This window comes from Geomonas paludis (assembly GCF_014193585.1).
GTDB classification, from domain to species: Bacteria; Desulfobacterota; Desulfuromonadia; order Geobacterales; family Geobacteraceae; genus Geomonas; species Geomonas paludis.
In genome coordinates, this window is record NZ_BLXY01000016.1 from 1 (window position 1) to 16,049 (window position 16,049).

Genomic DNA, 16,049 nt, shown 5'->3' on the forward strand with positions numbered 1-16,049 from the left:
TCGGGCTGTGAAGAAGAGGACATGGCGTTTTACGCTTTGCGACGGGCTCGAACCCAAGACGCGAACAAACTGCCATGTCCCGGAACAGAAAATCTAGCTGCTTGATCGTAAACATACAAGACGCAAAGACTGACCGGCAGAACCTTTACTTTCTTTGCGTCCTGGCGTCTTGGCGTGACAATGGTTTTAAGCCCCCGCGCCTTTTGCCCGTCGTGCCAACCAAACCTCGCGCCCAAGGAACAGGGCGAAGACGGCGAAGGAGACCAGGGTGAGGTACTTGCCGATTTTGAACGGCGTCGGATCGAAAACCATCTCGACCTTGTGCATGCCCGGGGTCAGGTATATTCCGCGCAGCACGTGATTGACCGGATAAATCTCGGCGACCTTGCCGTCGACGGTCGCTTTCCACCCCTTGTAGTACTTCTCCCCCAGAACCAGCATCGAGTTCATCGCCACCGCGGCATCGAGATCGATCTTCTCGGCCTCGTACTTGTTGACGCGCACCTGCCCGGGGCCGGTAGCCGGCACCGTGGCACCGGGACCCAACATCGGGATGGGCGGAGGCGACTCGACGATGGCAATGACATCGGCCTGGAACTGCGGGTTCTGCAGCGCACCCAAAACGTCGGCCGGATTCTTAACCTGCACCGCCACCGGCGCGAGCCACGCCTTGGGCAGCACGGTCTTGTTCTCCAGCACCACCATGGCGCCATTGGGAGAATAAAAGACCGGGACGTACTTGCCGGCAAGAGCCGCCTTGTCCTGCTCGTACTGCTCCTTGGTCGCCACCACGTAGCGCACGTTCAGGATGTCGGGCATGCTGGAGCCAAGGTTGAAGTTGTCCAAAAACTCCTGCCAGCGCCGCTGCTGCACCGCGTTGGATGTGAACATGACCGGAATGCCGGCCGCGGCATACGGCATCGGGTCGCCGTTCAGCGGCAGGGTGCGGAACTCCTTAGGCTGTTTTGCCAGGAACGCAATATCAGGCGACTGGGTCGCGGCAGCCTTGTGCGGCTCATCCACCAGGAACAGGAACTTCGCGTTGACCCTGCCGGTATCCACCAGGAACAGCCCGATCAGCACGAAGGGGAGCAGCTTGGCCGTCAGCTTGCCGCGCTGGTACATCGCGAAAACCACGGCGAAGATGGCGGCAAGCCCCGCGGCGATCCAAGTCTCGTTGACCAGGTTGGTCCAACGCTGCAGCACGAGTTTCTCGCTCTGCGGTTCGTAGCGGGTCGGTTGGGCGATGATGTCGATGAACTTGTTCACCCAGAAGTTGCCGGTGGTCACCTCCACGCCGACCAGCACCAGCAACAGCACCGGAAGCGCGACCACACCGATGAGGTAGCGCTTGAAGGCACGGCTGGCACGGACCGCCGGATCGAGCAGCAGGTCGATGCCGAGCGCGGAAAGAACCCCAAGCCCGAGCACCGGGATGAACATGATCATCTTCGGCACACGGAAACGGTTGATGCCGGGGAAGTAGTCAAAGAGCAGGTTGTAGAAGGGCGTGTATTTCCCCATGGAGAAGAAGATCCCCACCACGACCGCCGAGAGCGCCAGCCACGTGTAGCGGTCGCGCCGGAAGATGAGCGGCAGCGGGAGCAGCAGCCACGGGAGCAGCCCCATGTAGCTCACGGTCTGGGTGAAGTTCATCCGCCCCCAGTAGTACGAACCGATGTTGCCGGGATTGGGGCCTGCCTCCTGGCGCGAGAACCCGAACATGCCCGGGATGATGAAAGCCGCCGTCTCCTCGGGCGGCAGGGACCAGGACATCGCCTCTTCCCGTGCGAGTCCTCCCTTCGCCTCGCTCTGGCCTGCCGAAGCGGTGACGTTGGCCCCGCTGTTCACACCGCGGTTGGTCTCCTTGGACCAGTTGGCCAAGGGAACCAGCGACATGGCGACGGTGGTGAGGAAGAAAACCAGCAGGGTCAGGTTCAACGCCAGCAGGCGGCCGAACTCCTTCTTGCCCCCCTCGTCGGCCAAAACGATGCACAAGGAGCGCGCGACGCCGTAGACGCCGATGGCAAGGCAGGTGTAGTAGGCGACCTGCCAGTGCCCGTGGAAAAACTGCACCGCCAGGATGAAGGCCGTGCTCAGGAAGAAGATGACCCGCCGCGACCGGAACCCTTTTTCCAGAAAGTAAAAGGCCCAGGGGGTGATCGAGATGGTGGCGATCTTCATGACGTGCCCGGCGTTGATCAGCGAGGCGTTTTCCGGAGCGATGGCGAACACCAGGCCCGCCAGGAAAGACCCGATCTGGCTGCAGCCGATGGTGCGACAGAACCAGTAGGTGCCGGCAGCGCCGACGAAGAGGTGGAAGAGGATATACCAGGCCACGCTGGCCGGCGGCGGGAAGAGCCAGAAGATCAGCTTCTGGGTGAACAGGAACTGGCCGGCAGCTCCGCCCCCCTCGTTGGTGAAGCCGGAGTTGATGTACATGTCCCAACCGGCGCTGGAGAGGTTTATGTCGAAGAGCTTCCAAAACGGCTGCGATCCGAGATGTTTCACACCCCAGTAGAACTCGTTGATGATGTCCGGCGCGCGGATGATCTTGTCCGTGAAAAGGATCTTGGAAAAAAGCAGGATGAGCAGCGCAAGCAGTGCGCCCTGAAACAGCAATTCCTTCTTACGATCTGTCATACATGCTCTCCGGAAAAAACCCCACACGGTCTGCTGCAGCGTGATTTCATTTGGTCGAGGTGAAGTGAAGCCGATGGGCGGGCACCTTCGGGGATTCCAACAGCGGCCTTGGCAGCGGGGAAACCAACGGGACCTTGCGGCTAATCGGATATTTTATAAAACAATTCAAGTTTCTCGGCAAACATATTCCACCGGAACTGCTCCAGCAGGTAGCGCCGGCCCTCCTTGCCGAGGGCCTCGCGAGGGACCGGATCGTTGAGAAGCTCCACGGTCCGCTCCACCATCCCCTGCCAGTCGTCCGGGTCGCACAACACTCCGCCGCGCTCCGGCACGATGTACTCCTTGATCTGGCCTACGGCATCGGCAACGACCGGCACGCCGGCGCGCAACAGCTCGGTCAGCTTTGCCGGGCACTTGCAGCGGTTCAGGAGGGTGTCGGCAAAAGGGTAGATGGCGAGGTCGGCTGCGGCCAGGTAATCGGGCAGTTCCATCGGTTCGATCCAGCCGGCCATTACCAGCGCATCCTCAAAACCGTCGGCCTTGGCCGCCTGCAAAAGCTCCGCTTCCTCCCCCTGCCTCCCCTTCCCCACCACCAGGAACCTGACGCCAGGCACGCGGCGCCGGGCTTCGGCGAAGATGAGATGCAGCTTCTCCTGGCTGAACTCGAAGAAGCGGGTGTAGAGCAGCAGCACCGGTGCCTCGGGCGCGATGCCGAGCCGGCGCCGGATCTTATCGCCGTCACCGGCGGGACTGTCATCGACACAGTTGGGGAGGTAGAGCAGTCGCTCCCGCGCAATGCCCATCTGCAGGTGCAGCTCCTCCAGCATGCGGCTCGCCACGGTCACCCCGCGCACGCGCTGCGGCAGCCACTGCTCTTGGAAAGCGTACAGCTGCCTCTCGGCCGCTGAGTACTGCAGTTGGTCATTCATCCCCCCCTTCCCTTCCCAATCGTCGGTGTCGAGGAAAAGGGGCGGCATGCGGATGCCGAGTCGCTCACTGCAAAGCTGCAGCATGGCGCTCAGCCCGCCGTACCCCTTGGGTTTAAAGAGGTGCACCAGGTCCGGCTTTTCGTCGAGTGCCGCCCGGAACAGGCGCCAGGCCAGGAAGGGCGCGGCCAGAGCCTTGTGTTTCGGCCCCAGCACGATGTTCTTCACCGGTACACCGCGCACGACCTCGGTGGTGCCGGAGCTTTCCGGGTTGGTGTACGGAGGCGCCACGATGACCACTTCGTGGCCGCGCTGCTGCAGTCCCACGGCCAGCGGAATCATGCGGGCGAGTACCGTCCCCTTGGGGCGCAGGCCAAACGGTGCCATCAGGACGATTTTCACGCGCTCCCTCCCTTGGCGGGACGCTTCCCCTTAACGACCCGGTCGTACAGCTGTTGCGCCGCCACCAGCAGCCCCGAGCCCAAAAGCCCGGCAGCGAGACCGAAGGCGACGAAAATCTTACGGTGCGGGAAGGAGACACGCACCGCCTCGCGGATCAGTGCCCGACCTTCCCTGCACCGCCCCGCCAGCACGAGAATCCTGCCGTAATCCGCTTTGTGAAAGGCGACCAGCCCCCGGGCATCAACCGAGCGCCGCGCCAACTCTTCGGCGAATTCCTCCACGACCCCCTCTGCGACCCGCAGCTTCGCCTCGAACATCTTCACCTGATCGCCGATGGTGTTGCCGGGATGCAGCCGGACCTTGGCGTGCAGCCGGTCCTGAAAGCCGAACCTGGCGCCGGTGAGCGCGAGGCGCAGCAGGAACTCCCAGTCCTCGTAGCGGTTGCGCGCCGGATCGAAGCCGCCGGCGCGCTCGGCCGCATCGCGTCGGATGAGCGGCGAGTGGATGGTGATGAAGTTGCCGTACAACAACTCCGCCACGATGTCGCCGCTGGGAGTCCTGCGCTGCGGCGTGAAGCTGGAGCCGTCCTCGTCATTGAAATAGCTGACCCGGGAGTAGGCGACGTCGTAGTGGGGATGCTGCGCCAGGAAGGCCGCCTGCTCGGCCAACTTCTCCGGTGCCAAGAGGTCGTCGGCGTCGAGGAACGAAATCAGATCCCCGCTTGCCTCACGCATGCCGTTATTGCGCGCGGCGGAGCGCTCCGCGTTCTCCTGGTACAGGTAGCGCACCCGGCTGCCGTACCCCCTCACGATGTCGGCGGTCCCGTCGGTGGAGCCGTCATCGACCACGATGCACTCGACGCAGGGATGGCTCTGCGCCAGGACGCTGTCAATCGCCTGGGCGATGTACCTTTCCGCGTTGTAGGCCGCGATGATCACGGAAACCGTGGCGACAGTTTGCCTCTCGGTCATCCCTTGACTCCCTTGATGCGCTTCAGCAGTTCGTCCGCCTTGATCTTCGCCTTCTTGATGCCCAGGAACAGCCGACCGGCGATGTCATCGCTCACAAAGCTGGTGATGGGGACGTCGCGGTCGGTCCACTCGTACTTGTACTCCTCGGGGCCGATGCAGAAGTCGAAGAGCTCCACACCCTGCTCGAAGCAGTGCCGGATCAGGTAATAGGTCAGCACGCGACCGGGAGAGTACTTGCCGTAGCGGTGGTCGTAGGTCGGCATCACGAAGTAGAGCCGGTTCTTGTAGAGGTAACCCAGGTGCGTCGCGATGACCTCGCCGTTCAGCGTCAGGCAGCAGAGGTGAACATTGGGGTTACGGCGCACCTCCTCCCGGTAGAACTCCTCGTAGCCGGGCTTGAACAGCACCCCGTGCACGCCCGAAACCTGGAAGCGCCAGCGCTTCTGCTCCAGGAACGCTTCCAGCACCTCTTGGGAGCGCGGCTCCACGCCCGGCACTATGGTGAAGGCAAGCTCGCCCAACTCCTCCAGCCGCTTGATCTGGCGCAGCGTGTCCGATTTCTGCTTCTTGCGGAACCGCTTCAGCGAATCGAGATAGGCCTCGAAGCCCCCTTGCAGTTCGATGAAGGGCGCGACATCGCCGCGGAAGAACCTGAACTCGCGGTTGAAATACGGGTAGGCCAGCGCGTCGTGGCGCATGTTGTGGAAGTAACCGACGTGATAGCCACACTCTTTCTTGAGCAGGCGCAAAGCCTCGCGCAGGAACTCCGCGACCGGCGCGGAACAAGCCGGGTCGATGAGCACGTCGCCGTAGTCCACGATGAAGAAGCCGCCCAGCCAGGTCAGGATGCGCACGCCCCCCTTGGCGATGATGCAACCGGGGAAGACGGCGCGCAGTTCACCCGCCTCGCGACCGACCACCACTGCCGGGACCGCCCCGCTCGCCTTGCCAGCGCACAGGTACCAGTCCGCCAGCAGGCGGTGGTTTTGGAACAGGTGCACCGGCGATCTCCGCTCCAGCGCCTCCCACTCCGGCCCCAGTTCAAGGAGCCCATTCTCGTTGTCGATCACTTCAAGCTGCATCGAGCACCTTTTGCAGTAGCGGCAGATAGCTCTCCGGCTCCAGCCCCTGGTGCAGCGGGAGGTAGAGCATCCGCCTCCACAAGTCGGCAGCGCCGCATATATCGTGGTCCAGCACCGCCCCCGGGAGCGAGGGCCAAGTATGGAGGTCGAGGCCGTGCCGGCGGGCCCGGTGCAGTAGATCGAGCCAGGCGCGGTGATCCCTGGTGACGACGGGCAGCACCAGCGGCGAGTTACCCTCGCGCAAGAGCCGGGGGACAGGCAGCATCTCTTTGCAGCCGCTCCCCAGGAGGAACAGCTCCACTGCCTGGTACAGCCGGCGCCGGTGCATCCGGATGGAGTCCTGATCGCTCGCAGCCAGCTGCCTCAATGCCAGCAGATCGGCCTGATGCGCCTTCATGTCGTCATCGCCAAAGCCGCGGGGGTCGGAGAAGTCCGGCAGTGCGCGCAGCCGTATGCCGAGAGTTCGCAAGCCGGCAGCGGCCACGAAGCGCTGGCGCGACTCCGGCGGCGCAGCCCCGTTCAACTGGTCCAGTTCCCTCTTGAGCGGCAGAAAGCGGTCGCTGTTGATCCTGACCCGGGCGCCGTTGACGGACCCGAGCACCTTCCGGAAGGAGGTGAAGGAGAAGTCGCCGAACTCTTCCAGAGGTGTGCCCCCAAGCGAGCTGGCGAAGCCGTGGGCGTTGTCGTTGAGCCAGATCAGGCCGTTCCTGGTGCAGTACTCGGCGATGGCGGGAAAGTCCTGGCTCACCCCGAAGTAGCTCACGGAGATGAAGGCGCGGCTACCGGGCTGCACCTCGACGCTGTCCCAATCCACCTGGAAATCCGGCGTCACGCGGTAGTAGACCGGTTCGATCCCCAGTTCGGCCAGCGGCAGCAGCACCACGTCGCAGATGTAGGCGGGGAGCAGAATGCGGTCGCCGCGCCCCATCCCGAGCACCTTGAGCAGGTTCAAAAGCGCGAAGCGGGCGTAGCCGGTGTAACTGGTCCGCTCATCGCTCGTGCAGGCTGCGCTGCTCAGAAATAGCTGCACCAGTCCCGGCAGCTTTATTTCAGGAGTCCGTTTGATCAATAGGTGACGACCTTTCTGAACCCGTTGGTGGCGGCGCTGTACATCCCGGACAGGAAGATCTCGCTCAGCTTGCCGTTCTTCCCCCCCTCGTAGAGCGGGATGCGGGGGAGCATGAGCAGGTGATCCCGGTGCCCGGCGTGAAGATTGCCGACCCGCGTTGTGACGGCGCTTGCAAAACCTGCCTCCCGCGCCAGCTCCTCTTCCCGTGCACCGGCGTCCACCGCCTTGCCGTAAGGATAGGCGAGGTGCCGCACCGGACGGCCCACTTCACGCTCAAGCTCCGCACGCGAGTTGAGGAGCTCCCGCCAGGCCTCCTCTCGCGGCAGGGGGGCGAGGCTGCGGTGGCTCACCGTGTGGCAGCCGACAGTGCAAAACTTGTCCGCGGCCAACTCCCGCACTTCATCCCAGGTCATGGCCAGTCGCTCCTGTGCCGCGGCGAGCGGGTAACGCTCCTGCAGCCGCGCCATCAGCTCTGCCTGCTCCTGCGCCGGCAGAGGCTGGTAGATTGCCTTGAAGGCAATGAACGCGGCCTTGGGATCGGCAAGATCCAGCGCGGCACGCTGTGCGCCGCACTCCAACTCGATGCGGCGGTGCGCCAGGAGCATCTCTTCGAGGGTGTACCACCAGAAATCAGCCGTACCCGCGGGAAAAGAGTTGGCGACATAAACGATGAAGGGGACTTCGTGGCTACCGAAAACGAGCCGGGCATGGTCGAAGTTGTCACGATAACCGTCGTCCAGCGTGAATACCATGTTGCGGCCATGCGCCACGCAGTCGTCGAAGTCCTGCACCAGGTGGTCCAGTGAAATAAAGCGCCAGCCGGCCTTTTTCCTGCCGGAGATGAAGGCGTCCAGGAATTCCGGCGTCACCTTCAGGTTGTCCGACGGGAGCCCCCGCTGCGGACCGGGCAACACCCGGTGCAGCAGCAGCACCGAGGTATGGCCGCCGTAAAAGGGGGCGAAGAGCCGGTGCAGGCGGCTAGCGTGCACCATGTCGACCAGCAGCTTTACCGTCATGACAGAAGAGTTCTCACCAGCTTCGTATAGGCCTTGAGGCAGAGCGGATCCACCCGCATCGCCTCCCAGTGCATCTGCAGCGCCTCCGCCTTGGCGCCGGCTCCGGCCAGGGCGCGCCCCAGCGTCGCCAGGTGCTCCGCCTTCTTGCGGCGGTACATGCGGTCCAGGAATGCGGGTTTGCAGGTCCCGTCGCCGCGCAGCAGTTCCAGGTGGTAGCTCACCACGTTGAAGATGTTGCGGTGGTGGTACGCGATCTTCTGGGTGATGCTCCCTTCCACGCGGTGATACTCGCCCAGCACCTCGGGGACATGCGTGAAGCGGGCGCCGGCGCGGGCCAGCCGCAGCCAGAACTCGTAATCCTCGGCGCTGTTGAAGTCGAGGTTTTCGGAGAAGCCGCCGATGGCTTGCGCCAGTTCCCGACGCACCACGGTCGCCGACGTGGAAAGGCGGTTGCCGCGAAAGAGCAGGTCCTGGTAGGCCGGCGCGCGCACTTCGTCGTAGGAAAGCGGACGCCTCGTCCCGTCCGAGGCCACCTCGATCTCGTCATGGTAGGCGACGTCGATCAGCGGCTTTTGGGCCAGCAGCGCGGCCATGCGCTCCAGCTTGGTCGGATGCCAGAAATCGTCCGCGTCCAAGAAGGCGATGAAGCTCCCGGTGGAGCGGAATATGCCGTTGTTGCGCGCGCCGCCGATCCCCTTGTTCTGCTGGCTGGCGAGCTTTACCGGGTAGTCCGGGTAGCGCCGGGCGTACTCCTCGATCACCTGCACCGTCTCGTCCTTCGACCCGTCGTTGGTGATCACCACTTCGTAATCGGTCAGAGTCTGGGCGCGAACGGAATCGAGCGCCTTGGTGATGAAGGGGGCAGAATTGTAGGCCGGAATCACGACACTGAAGAGTACTTCTTGCTGCTGATCCGCGTCGTTACCTGATGAGTTTTGCATATTCCTCTGTCATCCTTTGCGCAGTAAAAAGTCTGCGGTAACGTTCGTACCCCTTGCGCCCCTGCTCGGCGTACAGCTCCTTGTCGAGGAGCAGTTGCACCATCTGGCCGGCGTAGCCGTCGACGTCGTCCTTCTCGAAGGTGAAGCCGCCGTCGCCATCCTGCACCACCTCGGGAAGTCCCCCGACCCTGGTCGCCAGCACCGGGACGCGCTTGGCCATCGCCTCGACGCAGGTGAGGCCGAAGGACTCGAACTCCTGTGATCCCACCAGGAGCAGGTTGGCCTGCTGCAGGATCTGCATGGCATCCGAGCGGAAGTCGAGGACGTGCACGTTGCCCGTGATATCGAGCTCCTGCACCATACCCTTTACCGCGTCGATTTCCTCCGCGCTGCCGTGTCCGCAGATGAGGAACCGCGCCTGCGGCACCCGCTGCAGTGTCTTCTTGAACGCCCGGAGCAGGAAGCTGTGCCCCTTTCGGGCCTCGTAGGTCCCGAGCATCAGGCACAGCGGCGTGTCCGGAGCAAGACCAAGCTCCCCTCGGATGTCGAGTCCTGGTGCTTGGTCACCGGCAAAATCGAGGCCGTTGTAGACGAAGCGGACCTTGCTGCGGTCTGCGTAGATCTGCGGCCGGACCGAGAGTGATTCAGCCGCCGCACGCGATACCGTCACGAAAGCCTTGGTGTGGCGAGCCAGGAGCGCATCGACCCGGTCCTCCTGGAGTCTCGCGCAGCGGGAGGCCGCGGTGCCCAGGTTGTGGAAGTTTTGAATGCTCTGCGGCTTGCCGGAGTAGAGCCCCCAGGCGATACCTGCGGCGCGGCAGGTATCAGCGCCGGGGTAGCCGCCGTTCACCACCATGAGCCGGTCGCAGTTCTCGCGCAGCAGGATTTCCTTCAGTCTGCGCGTCGCCGAAGCGATGAAGAGGTAGCGCGACAAAGGCGAGGAGCAGACCCGGAAGGTGTCCAGGATCTTGTTGCCGCGGGTCTTCTCCGCCCAACGCGCATAGGTCGGGATCCGGTGCGTCACCACCTTGCAGGGGCGCTGCAGCCGCTGACGGATCACGGCCAAGCCCGGGTAGTCCTCGTTGCAGACCAGCACGAACTCGTCCCCCGCCTCCGGCCAATGATTGATCAGCGTGGCGATGAAGGTGTCTATGCCACCCCGGTTATAGGTCTCGGTGTACAGCATTATCTTCATGATGCTAGCTTGTGACCTCTGGTGCGGTTATTCGCGGCATGCGTGCTACGGCTCAAGTCACTGCACTCCCTTTGTATCTCTGATCTTTCGTGCCGGGACCCCGCCCCAAAGCTCATTTGCCGGAACCTGTTTTGCGACCACCGCCCCTGCAGCGATCACGGCATCTTTGCCAATCTCAGCGCCCGGAGAGAGTACCGCCCGTGCACCGATCCAAACGCCACTGCCAATGATGATAGGGAGGGATTGCTCCCCTGTCTCAGTGTGATTCACATTTTCGAAGCAGCAAAACGGTCCGATCTGGCAGTGGTCGCCGATTACTGTGCGGGCGGTCCCTTCGAAGCGGCAGCCCATATTGATGAAAATGCCGTTGCCGAAGCTGATCCCGCGCAGATCAGAACACCAAAGCGGGGAACGGATGTAAGCATTGAAAATGTCGATCTCTGCTCCCCCGAACCGGAGCAGCAAGTTGCGCAAAGGTGATAGAGAAAGGAAATCAGGAACGAGGTTGAAAAAAAACAAAAAGAACCTCGGCCTGAAAAAGTGCAGGTCATGTTTGACCATGCCCGGGACGCGTGTAGTTAGATACCTTAGCAACCTTCCCACTCCGAACTCCTTTCAGCCTCACTTGCGGACCAACTGGAAGCGCCCCAGCTTGATCTCTTCCCGGGATAGACCCGCAATGCCAGGCACCAGCAAAAGCAACAACGCAACGGCAATGAGATAGACAATCCCCGACAGTATCAGTCTGGCGCACAGGGTCACAACCGCCTCGCTCAAAGGAGGCAACGGCACCATTTGCACCAATGCCGAGATGTTGCAGGTAGCAGTGGCGAGGCGCGAACCATAGGCTAAAGCATAAACTGTGGTTATCAGAGCGATCTGGATGCCAATCCATTTGGTGAACCGGATCCCGAGGTACCTTGTGTTGCAATAAAGTTGAACGTTGGTGCCGACGAACTGCCAGATCAGCATCTTGAGCGCCAGACCAGAAGCCCCAAGCGCCAGGCCGGGGACGGGGTAGGACGCCGGAGCTATGCAGACATAGGTTATAGGGAGGCTCACCACCATCATGATGATCCCGATCCTGGCGTAAAGCCAAGTCTGTCCAGTCGCCACCATAAGGGATCCGCTGAGTTGCCCGAAAGTCTGGTGTATGGGGTAAAGCGCCATCAGGGCGATAGGGACAACTGCACCGCTGAATTTTGTCCCGCCGACCAGGGCAACTATGGTCTCACTCTGAACGGAGAGGAAACAGCTGGTCACCGTGGCGATAAAAAGGAATAGCCTGATGCGCTCAAAAAGCCCCAGCAGTCTTCCCCGATCTTGCTCCTCGTGTGCCAGGGCGAACTCTCTGGTAAGCAGCGGAGTCATAGCACTTGTGAATATGAACGCAATCTGTCCAAGCCTGTCAGAAAGACCGAAGAATCCCTGTTGCGCCGAACCGCCGATAAGTTGCAAAAACCAACGGTCGAAATACAAAAACAGAAAACCGCTGAGCATGAGAAGCGTGAGCGGACGGGCGTATTCAAGGACAAATTGGAGATACCGTTTCACCTCTTCCCTGGGGAACTCCCATGGTTTCAGTGCGGGCGCCCGCCATGCGCCCTGCCGGTTGAGCCATAGTGCGGACAGGACCACAGTTCCGCCTACAACAACGACTTGAGCCCAGAAGTACGCATGAAGGCTCATCATCCCGAACAGCACCAAGCTGACTAGGACCAGGCACTTTAGCACGTTTTGCAACAGACGGATCTTCTCGAGCCCTACCGTAAGCGACTTTCCATCGGAAAGGTACACAAGGAATTGGTAGAGGAAAACCGTCACGGTAAAGGCAAAGGCATCCCACAGATAAACAGGTGGTACCTGTGGCCAAAGCAAGGTATTGACACCCGCAACCTCCGTTACCGCTATAAAAAGACCAAAAAGCAGAGTGATGCCCAGGGAAAAGTAGAGCGTGACTCCGGAGGAAAGGTCCGTGTCTTCCTTGTGTCCTTTTCTGGAGACCCAGTTGAAGTAAGCGACCGGGACCTGAAGGGCAAGCGTGTCAAAGATCAGCTTGAAGTTGTTGGTGATGAACTCAAATCTTCCGAATTGCTCAGGGCCCAGGGCACGGGGTACAAAGGCCATGGTGACGACCCCCAGGAGGACGCCGATGACATTTGCTACCAGTTTGAAACCGAAACGTTTTTTAAGTGAAGCGGCCGTGGTCAAAGCAATCCCTTCTGGTCGTACTTACGCGGTAATGGCATCGAAAAAGATGTCCCGCGTCACCCGGTGCTCCGACTCGGGGGTGGTCAGGTAGTTGTACTTATAAAGATCGTAGCGTTCAATGTCTGGCTGCCGAACCTCGATCTCCCCCGGTGTCACGACATGGTCAATGTTGTAAAGAGGCTGGTGCAGATATTCAGCGAAATCTGCTATCCAGCCCACAATCGTGTTGCGGTAAATGCGCTCCATCTCGTCGCTGTAACAAAATATGAGCGGCTTGCGGCCAAGAACCGCATAGCTTATCGCCGTGCTGTGGTGTGAGATAACGAACTCCGCATCGCGGACAAGTTCGGCGGTGACCCCTTTGAAAGCACGCCGATTAAAATAGCTGTCCCCGTATTCTGCCTTCGGGTGAGCCGCAATGACAACGTGAATTCCGTATCTTTCTTCGACCATGTCGAAGAACCGCTCGAGAGAAGTAGCGTAGATGGCGGGGTCGATGTAGTCCCACCCGACAAGTTTTATGTCTGACTGGAACGCAAGGTTGATGTCCAGAAAAATGCAGTATGGCTCGGCTACCAGCCGGCCTTGTTTTCTGTCCGTGATCTTGTAGTTGTCGTAATCACACAAGTTGACCGGAATCTTGATCCCTGCTTTGGGGTGCATCGCAATCGAGGCATACCCGGCTGCGAAAACGACGTCAAAGGGCTTCACAGGGAAGAGCCTTGATGCTACGGCACCTCGAACCTTTGTCCCAACTTCGCGAATCAGCTTCAGTGGGTTACGCAGCAAAGCACCAAGTTTTCTAGCCCTACCCCTGTCCTTTATTGGGAAATTTCCCCACTCAAAGAAGAAGAGCCGGCAATCAAAGCGGTTGAGCACACGAAAGAGCCGGTTAAACCGTCGCTCGTAGTTGACAATCATCACGAAATTGGTGAGGGCAGAATCTGTAGCAGCAAGCAGTTGCTCTAGATGCTGGTAGCTTTCGACTTTCACCCGGTAATCACGTGATTGCCCTTCAGTCTTACCGTCCCCCATCAGCAGACCCGTGACGTCCCAGTATGCTACCGGCACTCCATGCTCCCGGAGATAGCTGATGTACCAGTCCCGCTCGACCTTTTCGCTTAGCGGCATCCAGGATATGTAGACGACCTTTTTCACAGCGCCCATCCATCATCGACCACGATGTTCTGACCGTTCACGAATTTGGACATGTCGCTCAACAGGTACAGCAGCGTCCCGGTGAGGTCCTGCGGGTCGAGCATCCCTTTTGAAAGCGAGAAGGCACGATACTTATCCAGGAATTCCACAGGTTGGGCATCGAGGATGCCACCGGGACTGATGCAGTTGACCCTGATGTTGGAGCCCTTGAAGTACTTGGCCAGATACTTCGTGAGATGTATGACTGCGGACTTTATAGCGGCGTACTCCACCGGCATGGTCATCCGCGTTCCCTCGTAAACCTCGAACCGTGGGGCGACCACCCCATAGATCGACGCCATGTTGACGATGTTCCCGTAGCCCTGTTTTTGAAAGTGCAGTCCGAACTGCTGCGAGGTCAGGAAATAACCGCCCAAATGGGTGCCGACATTGTCGCAGAAGTCTTCGTACGTCACATCCTCCAGCCGGGCACCGTAGCGCTTGTTGCGAGGATAGGCATTGTTGACCAGGGCATCCACCCTGCCATAGCGCTCCGTCAGCACAGTTATCAGCCGCTGCACTGATTCTTTGGACGTGATGTCCAGCAACTCGAAATCTGCTTTGCCCGAATTTGCTATGATCTCATCAGCCAGCTTCCTGCCATTTTCTTCAGAAGTGTCTGCAATGACCGCGACCGCTCCGGCTGCCGCAACGGCACGGGCGTATTCGCTGCCTATGCGCCCGGCGGCACCGGTAATCACCACCACTTTATTGTCAATATCCACACCGTTCATATCTGCCTCCGCCTCTGCAAATCGTGATCAGGCTGCAGCAGGTTCAGTCAAAGACTCAGCCGGTGCAGGGGCTTCATCTTTTGCAAACCGATGCTTCAGGGACAAGAAGGGCATCTCGATGAAACGGAACGAGAGCTCTGTTACGACCAGTGAAGCTGCCGCGCATGCCAACAATACAGGGATGTTCTTAGGGTTTGTCACGTTCAATATCCAGTAATGCCAAAGATAGAGACCGTATGATCTTTTCCCGAAGTACACCAGCGGCTTCGTGGAAAGGATCGATTTGCTTATGTTGAATCCAGGCTTGACGGCGAGGTATATCAGGCCGCAGGTTAGTACCGGTATTATGAAGATTGGTCCGCTGAAGAAGCCGGGATCAGCGGTAAAAGCATCCCTTCGCAGCATGAACAAAGCGATACCTCCAAACGACAGCAAGGGAAGGACCGCCTCCAAAGGTTTGGGCAAAACGACACGGTGATTCCAAAAGTGAAAAGCTATCGCAAGGCAGCAGCCGAAGAGGAGGGTGAAAGCGCGAGTGTCAAAGCCGTAGTACAGTCGCCACCAAGGCACTGATGTTGACATAATAAAAGTCTCTGACATGGAAAGCAGCGTCAGGGTCAAGCTGGTAACCAGAAGCCCTTTCCCGCCCCACTTCTTCACCACCGCGTACAGAATGATGGGCCAGAGGAAATAGAACTGTTCCTCAACCGAAAGAGACCACGTGTGCCCCAGTTCGCCAGGGCGGTTCAAGCCGGCGGCACCAGCCCAATTTGCGACGTAAAAGAACACCAACGCGATATCGCCGAAATGCCGACTGAGGTTTTTCCCGAAGAGGGTGACCAATGTTCCGTACACGATCAGCAGGCAGAAAAGAGCAGGGAATAATCGCAGTAACCGACGAATGTAGAAGTTACGGAAACCGATATCGCCGCTACGGGAATACTCACCCAGAAGGATAGAAGTGATCAAGAACCCGCTCAAGGTAAAGAAGACATCAACGCCGAATCCACCGCGCTGGAGGATGGGAAGCCCGTAATGGGCAAGACACACGGTGACAATCGCAATGCCGCGAATGCCATCAAGGGCGGCTGTGTATCTCATGGTCTTTGATCTCCGATGTTTCTGATAACCCTGGCTGGGTTGCCCGCGGCAAGAACACCTGCCGGGACTGACTTGGTGACGAGGCTACCGGCGCCGACCACGGAGTTATCCCCGATAGTGACGCCCGGGAGCACAATGACGTTCGCTCCCAACCAGCATCCCCTTTTAAGGACCACCGGTTCGGAGACGTAGTGGCCCTGATCGATGATCGGGATGTCGGGGCTGTCGAACCGGTGGTTATTCACATACAGATGAACGCCGGATCCCATCATGACGTCATCCTCGATAGTGATACCGGCTCCCCCATCGCGAGGGTCGGCAAAGAACATGGTCGTGGGGCGGACCACCACCCTCTTCCCAATGGAGATCTTGGAGCAGCAGATGGCATATGCGCCTGGCCTGAAGTCGGCACTGTCATCGAAATGCAGGAACTTCTCTTTGCAAAGACGCAGCATAGTCGACCTGAAATGCAGTCGCCAGTGAGTGTAAGGGATGTCCGGCCCGAGGCGGTCCGCTGCTTTCCAAAACCGTATCCGTTGCAGCAATTCAGAAAGAAACATC

At 60.0% G+C, this 16,049-nt stretch carries 14 protein-coding genes; all 14 read right to left on the reverse strand.

The window, feature by feature from the left end:
* Positions 1-186: 186 nt before the first annotated feature.
* The 14 genes from H7687_RS19835 to H7687_RS19900 all read right to left on the reverse strand — a co-directional run bounded on the left by H7687_RS19835 (position 187) and on the right by H7687_RS19900 (position 16,048).
* Positions 187-2,643 (reverse strand): YfhO family protein, encoded by a 2,457-nt coding sequence (locus H7687_RS19835; RefSeq protein WP_183350660.1) that lies wholly within the window; start codon positions 2,641-2,643, stop codon positions 187-189.
* A 140-nt stretch (positions 2,644-2,783) separates the two neighbouring features.
* A complete protein-coding gene (locus H7687_RS19840) occupies positions 2,784-3,971 on the reverse strand; it encodes a glycosyltransferase family 4 protein (protein WP_183350662.1) in 1,188 nt (395 codons plus the stop codon).
* Positions 3,968-4,942 carry a glycosyltransferase gene (locus H7687_RS19845; RefSeq protein WP_183350664.1) on the reverse strand — a complete coding sequence of 325 codons (975 nt, stop codon included), beginning with the start codon at positions 4,940-4,942 and terminating at the stop codon, positions 3,968-3,970. Before H7687_RS19845 ends, H7687_RS19840 begins: the two co-directional genes overlap by 4 nt.
* Positions 4,939-6,024, reverse strand: a complete 1,086-nt coding sequence (locus H7687_RS19850) for a GNAT family N-acetyltransferase (RefSeq protein ID WP_183350666.1) — start codon at positions 6,022-6,024, stop codon at positions 4,939-4,941. The genes H7687_RS19845 and H7687_RS19850 overlap by 4 nt, the downstream gene beginning before the upstream one ends.
* On the reverse strand, positions 6,014-7,093 hold the full coding sequence (locus H7687_RS19855; protein ID WP_183350668.1) for a DegT/DnrJ/EryC1/StrS family aminotransferase: 1,080 nt from the start codon (positions 7,091-7,093) through the stop codon (positions 6,014-6,016). Before H7687_RS19855 ends, H7687_RS19850 begins: the two co-directional genes overlap by 11 nt.
* Positions 7,090-8,109, reverse strand: coding sequence for a polysaccharide deacetylase family protein (locus H7687_RS19860; RefSeq protein WP_183350670.1), 1,020 nt, complete (start codon positions 8,107-8,109; stop codon positions 7,090-7,092). The genes H7687_RS19855 and H7687_RS19860 overlap by 4 nt, the downstream gene beginning before the upstream one ends.
* Positions 8,106-9,050, reverse strand: coding sequence for a glycosyltransferase family 2 protein (locus tag H7687_RS19865; protein ID WP_183350672.1), 945 nt, complete (start codon positions 9,048-9,050; stop codon positions 8,106-8,108). The genes H7687_RS19860 and H7687_RS19865 overlap by 4 nt, the downstream gene beginning before the upstream one ends.
* Entirely contained in the window at positions 9,031-10,245 is a 1,215-nt protein-coding gene (locus tag H7687_RS19870) for a glycosyltransferase family 4 protein (protein ID WP_183350674.1), read from the reverse strand. The genes H7687_RS19865 and H7687_RS19870 overlap by 20 nt, the downstream gene beginning before the upstream one ends.
* Before the next feature lie 57 nt (positions 10,246-10,302).
* Positions 10,303-10,806, reverse strand: coding sequence for an acyltransferase (locus tag H7687_RS19875; protein WP_183350676.1), 504 nt, complete (start codon positions 10,804-10,806; stop codon positions 10,303-10,305).
* Positions 10,807-10,866: 60 nt separating this feature from the next.
* Positions 10,867-12,456: a lipopolysaccharide biosynthesis protein gene (locus H7687_RS19880; protein ID WP_183350678.1), complete on the reverse strand. Its 1,590-nt coding sequence runs from the start codon at positions 12,454-12,456 to the stop codon at positions 10,867-10,869.
* Between the two features lie 21 nt (positions 12,457-12,477).
* Entirely contained in the window at positions 12,478-13,614 is a 1,137-nt protein-coding gene (locus tag H7687_RS19885; protein WP_183350679.1) for a hypothetical protein, read from the reverse strand.
* Positions 13,611-14,387 (reverse strand): oxidoreductase, encoded by a 777-nt coding sequence (locus H7687_RS19890; protein WP_183350681.1) that lies wholly within the window; start codon positions 14,385-14,387, stop codon positions 13,611-13,613. The genes H7687_RS19885 and H7687_RS19890 overlap by 4 nt, the downstream gene beginning before the upstream one ends.
* A gap of 27 nt (positions 14,388-14,414) precedes the next feature.
* Positions 14,415-15,488 (reverse strand): acyltransferase family protein, encoded by a 1,074-nt coding sequence (locus tag H7687_RS19895; protein WP_183350683.1) that lies wholly within the window; start codon positions 15,486-15,488, stop codon positions 14,415-14,417.
* Complete coding sequence (locus tag H7687_RS19900; RefSeq protein ID WP_183350685.1) at positions 15,485-16,048, reverse strand: acyltransferase; 564 nt, start codon at positions 16,046-16,048, stop codon at positions 15,485-15,487. The genes H7687_RS19895 and H7687_RS19900 overlap by 4 nt, the downstream gene beginning before the upstream one ends.
* Position 16,049 lies beyond the last annotated feature (1 nt).

Coding starts and splice junctions, on each gene's coding strand:
- H7687_RS19835 (WP_183350660.1), bottom strand. CDS start 2,643: ATGACAGATCGTAAGAAGGAATTGCTGTTTCAGGGCGCACTGCTTGCG.
- H7687_RS19845 (WP_183350664.1), bottom strand. CDS start 4,942: ATGACCGAGAGGCAAACTGTCGCCACGGTTTCCGTGATCATCGCGGCC.
- H7687_RS19850 (WP_183350666.1), bottom strand. CDS start 6,024: ATGCAGCTTGAAGTGATCGACAACGAGAATGGGCTCCTTGAACTGGGG.
- H7687_RS19860 (WP_183350670.1), bottom strand. CDS start 8,109: ATGACGGTAAAGCTGCTGGTCGACATGGTGCACGCTAGCCGCCTGCAC.
- H7687_RS19865 (WP_183350672.1), bottom strand. CDS start 9,050: ATGCAAAACTCATCAGGTAACGACGCGGATCAGCAGCAAGAAGTACTC.
- H7687_RS19870 (WP_183350674.1), bottom strand. CDS start 10,245: ATGAAGATAATGCTGTACACCGAGACCTATAACCGGGGTGGCATAGAC.
- H7687_RS19875 (WP_183350676.1), bottom strand. CDS start 10,806: ATGGTCAAACATGACCTGCACTTTTTCAGGCCGAGGTTCTTTTTGTTT.
- H7687_RS19890 (WP_183350681.1), bottom strand. CDS start 14,387: ATGAACGGTGTGGATATTGACAATAAAGTGGTGGTGATTACCGGTGCC.
- H7687_RS19895 (WP_183350683.1), bottom strand. CDS start 15,488: ATGAGATACACAGCCGCCCTTGATGGCATTCGCGGCATTGCGATTGTC.
- H7687_RS19900 (WP_183350685.1), bottom strand. CDS start 16,048: ATGTTTCTTTCTGAATTGCTGCAACGGATACGGTTTTGGAAAGCAGCG.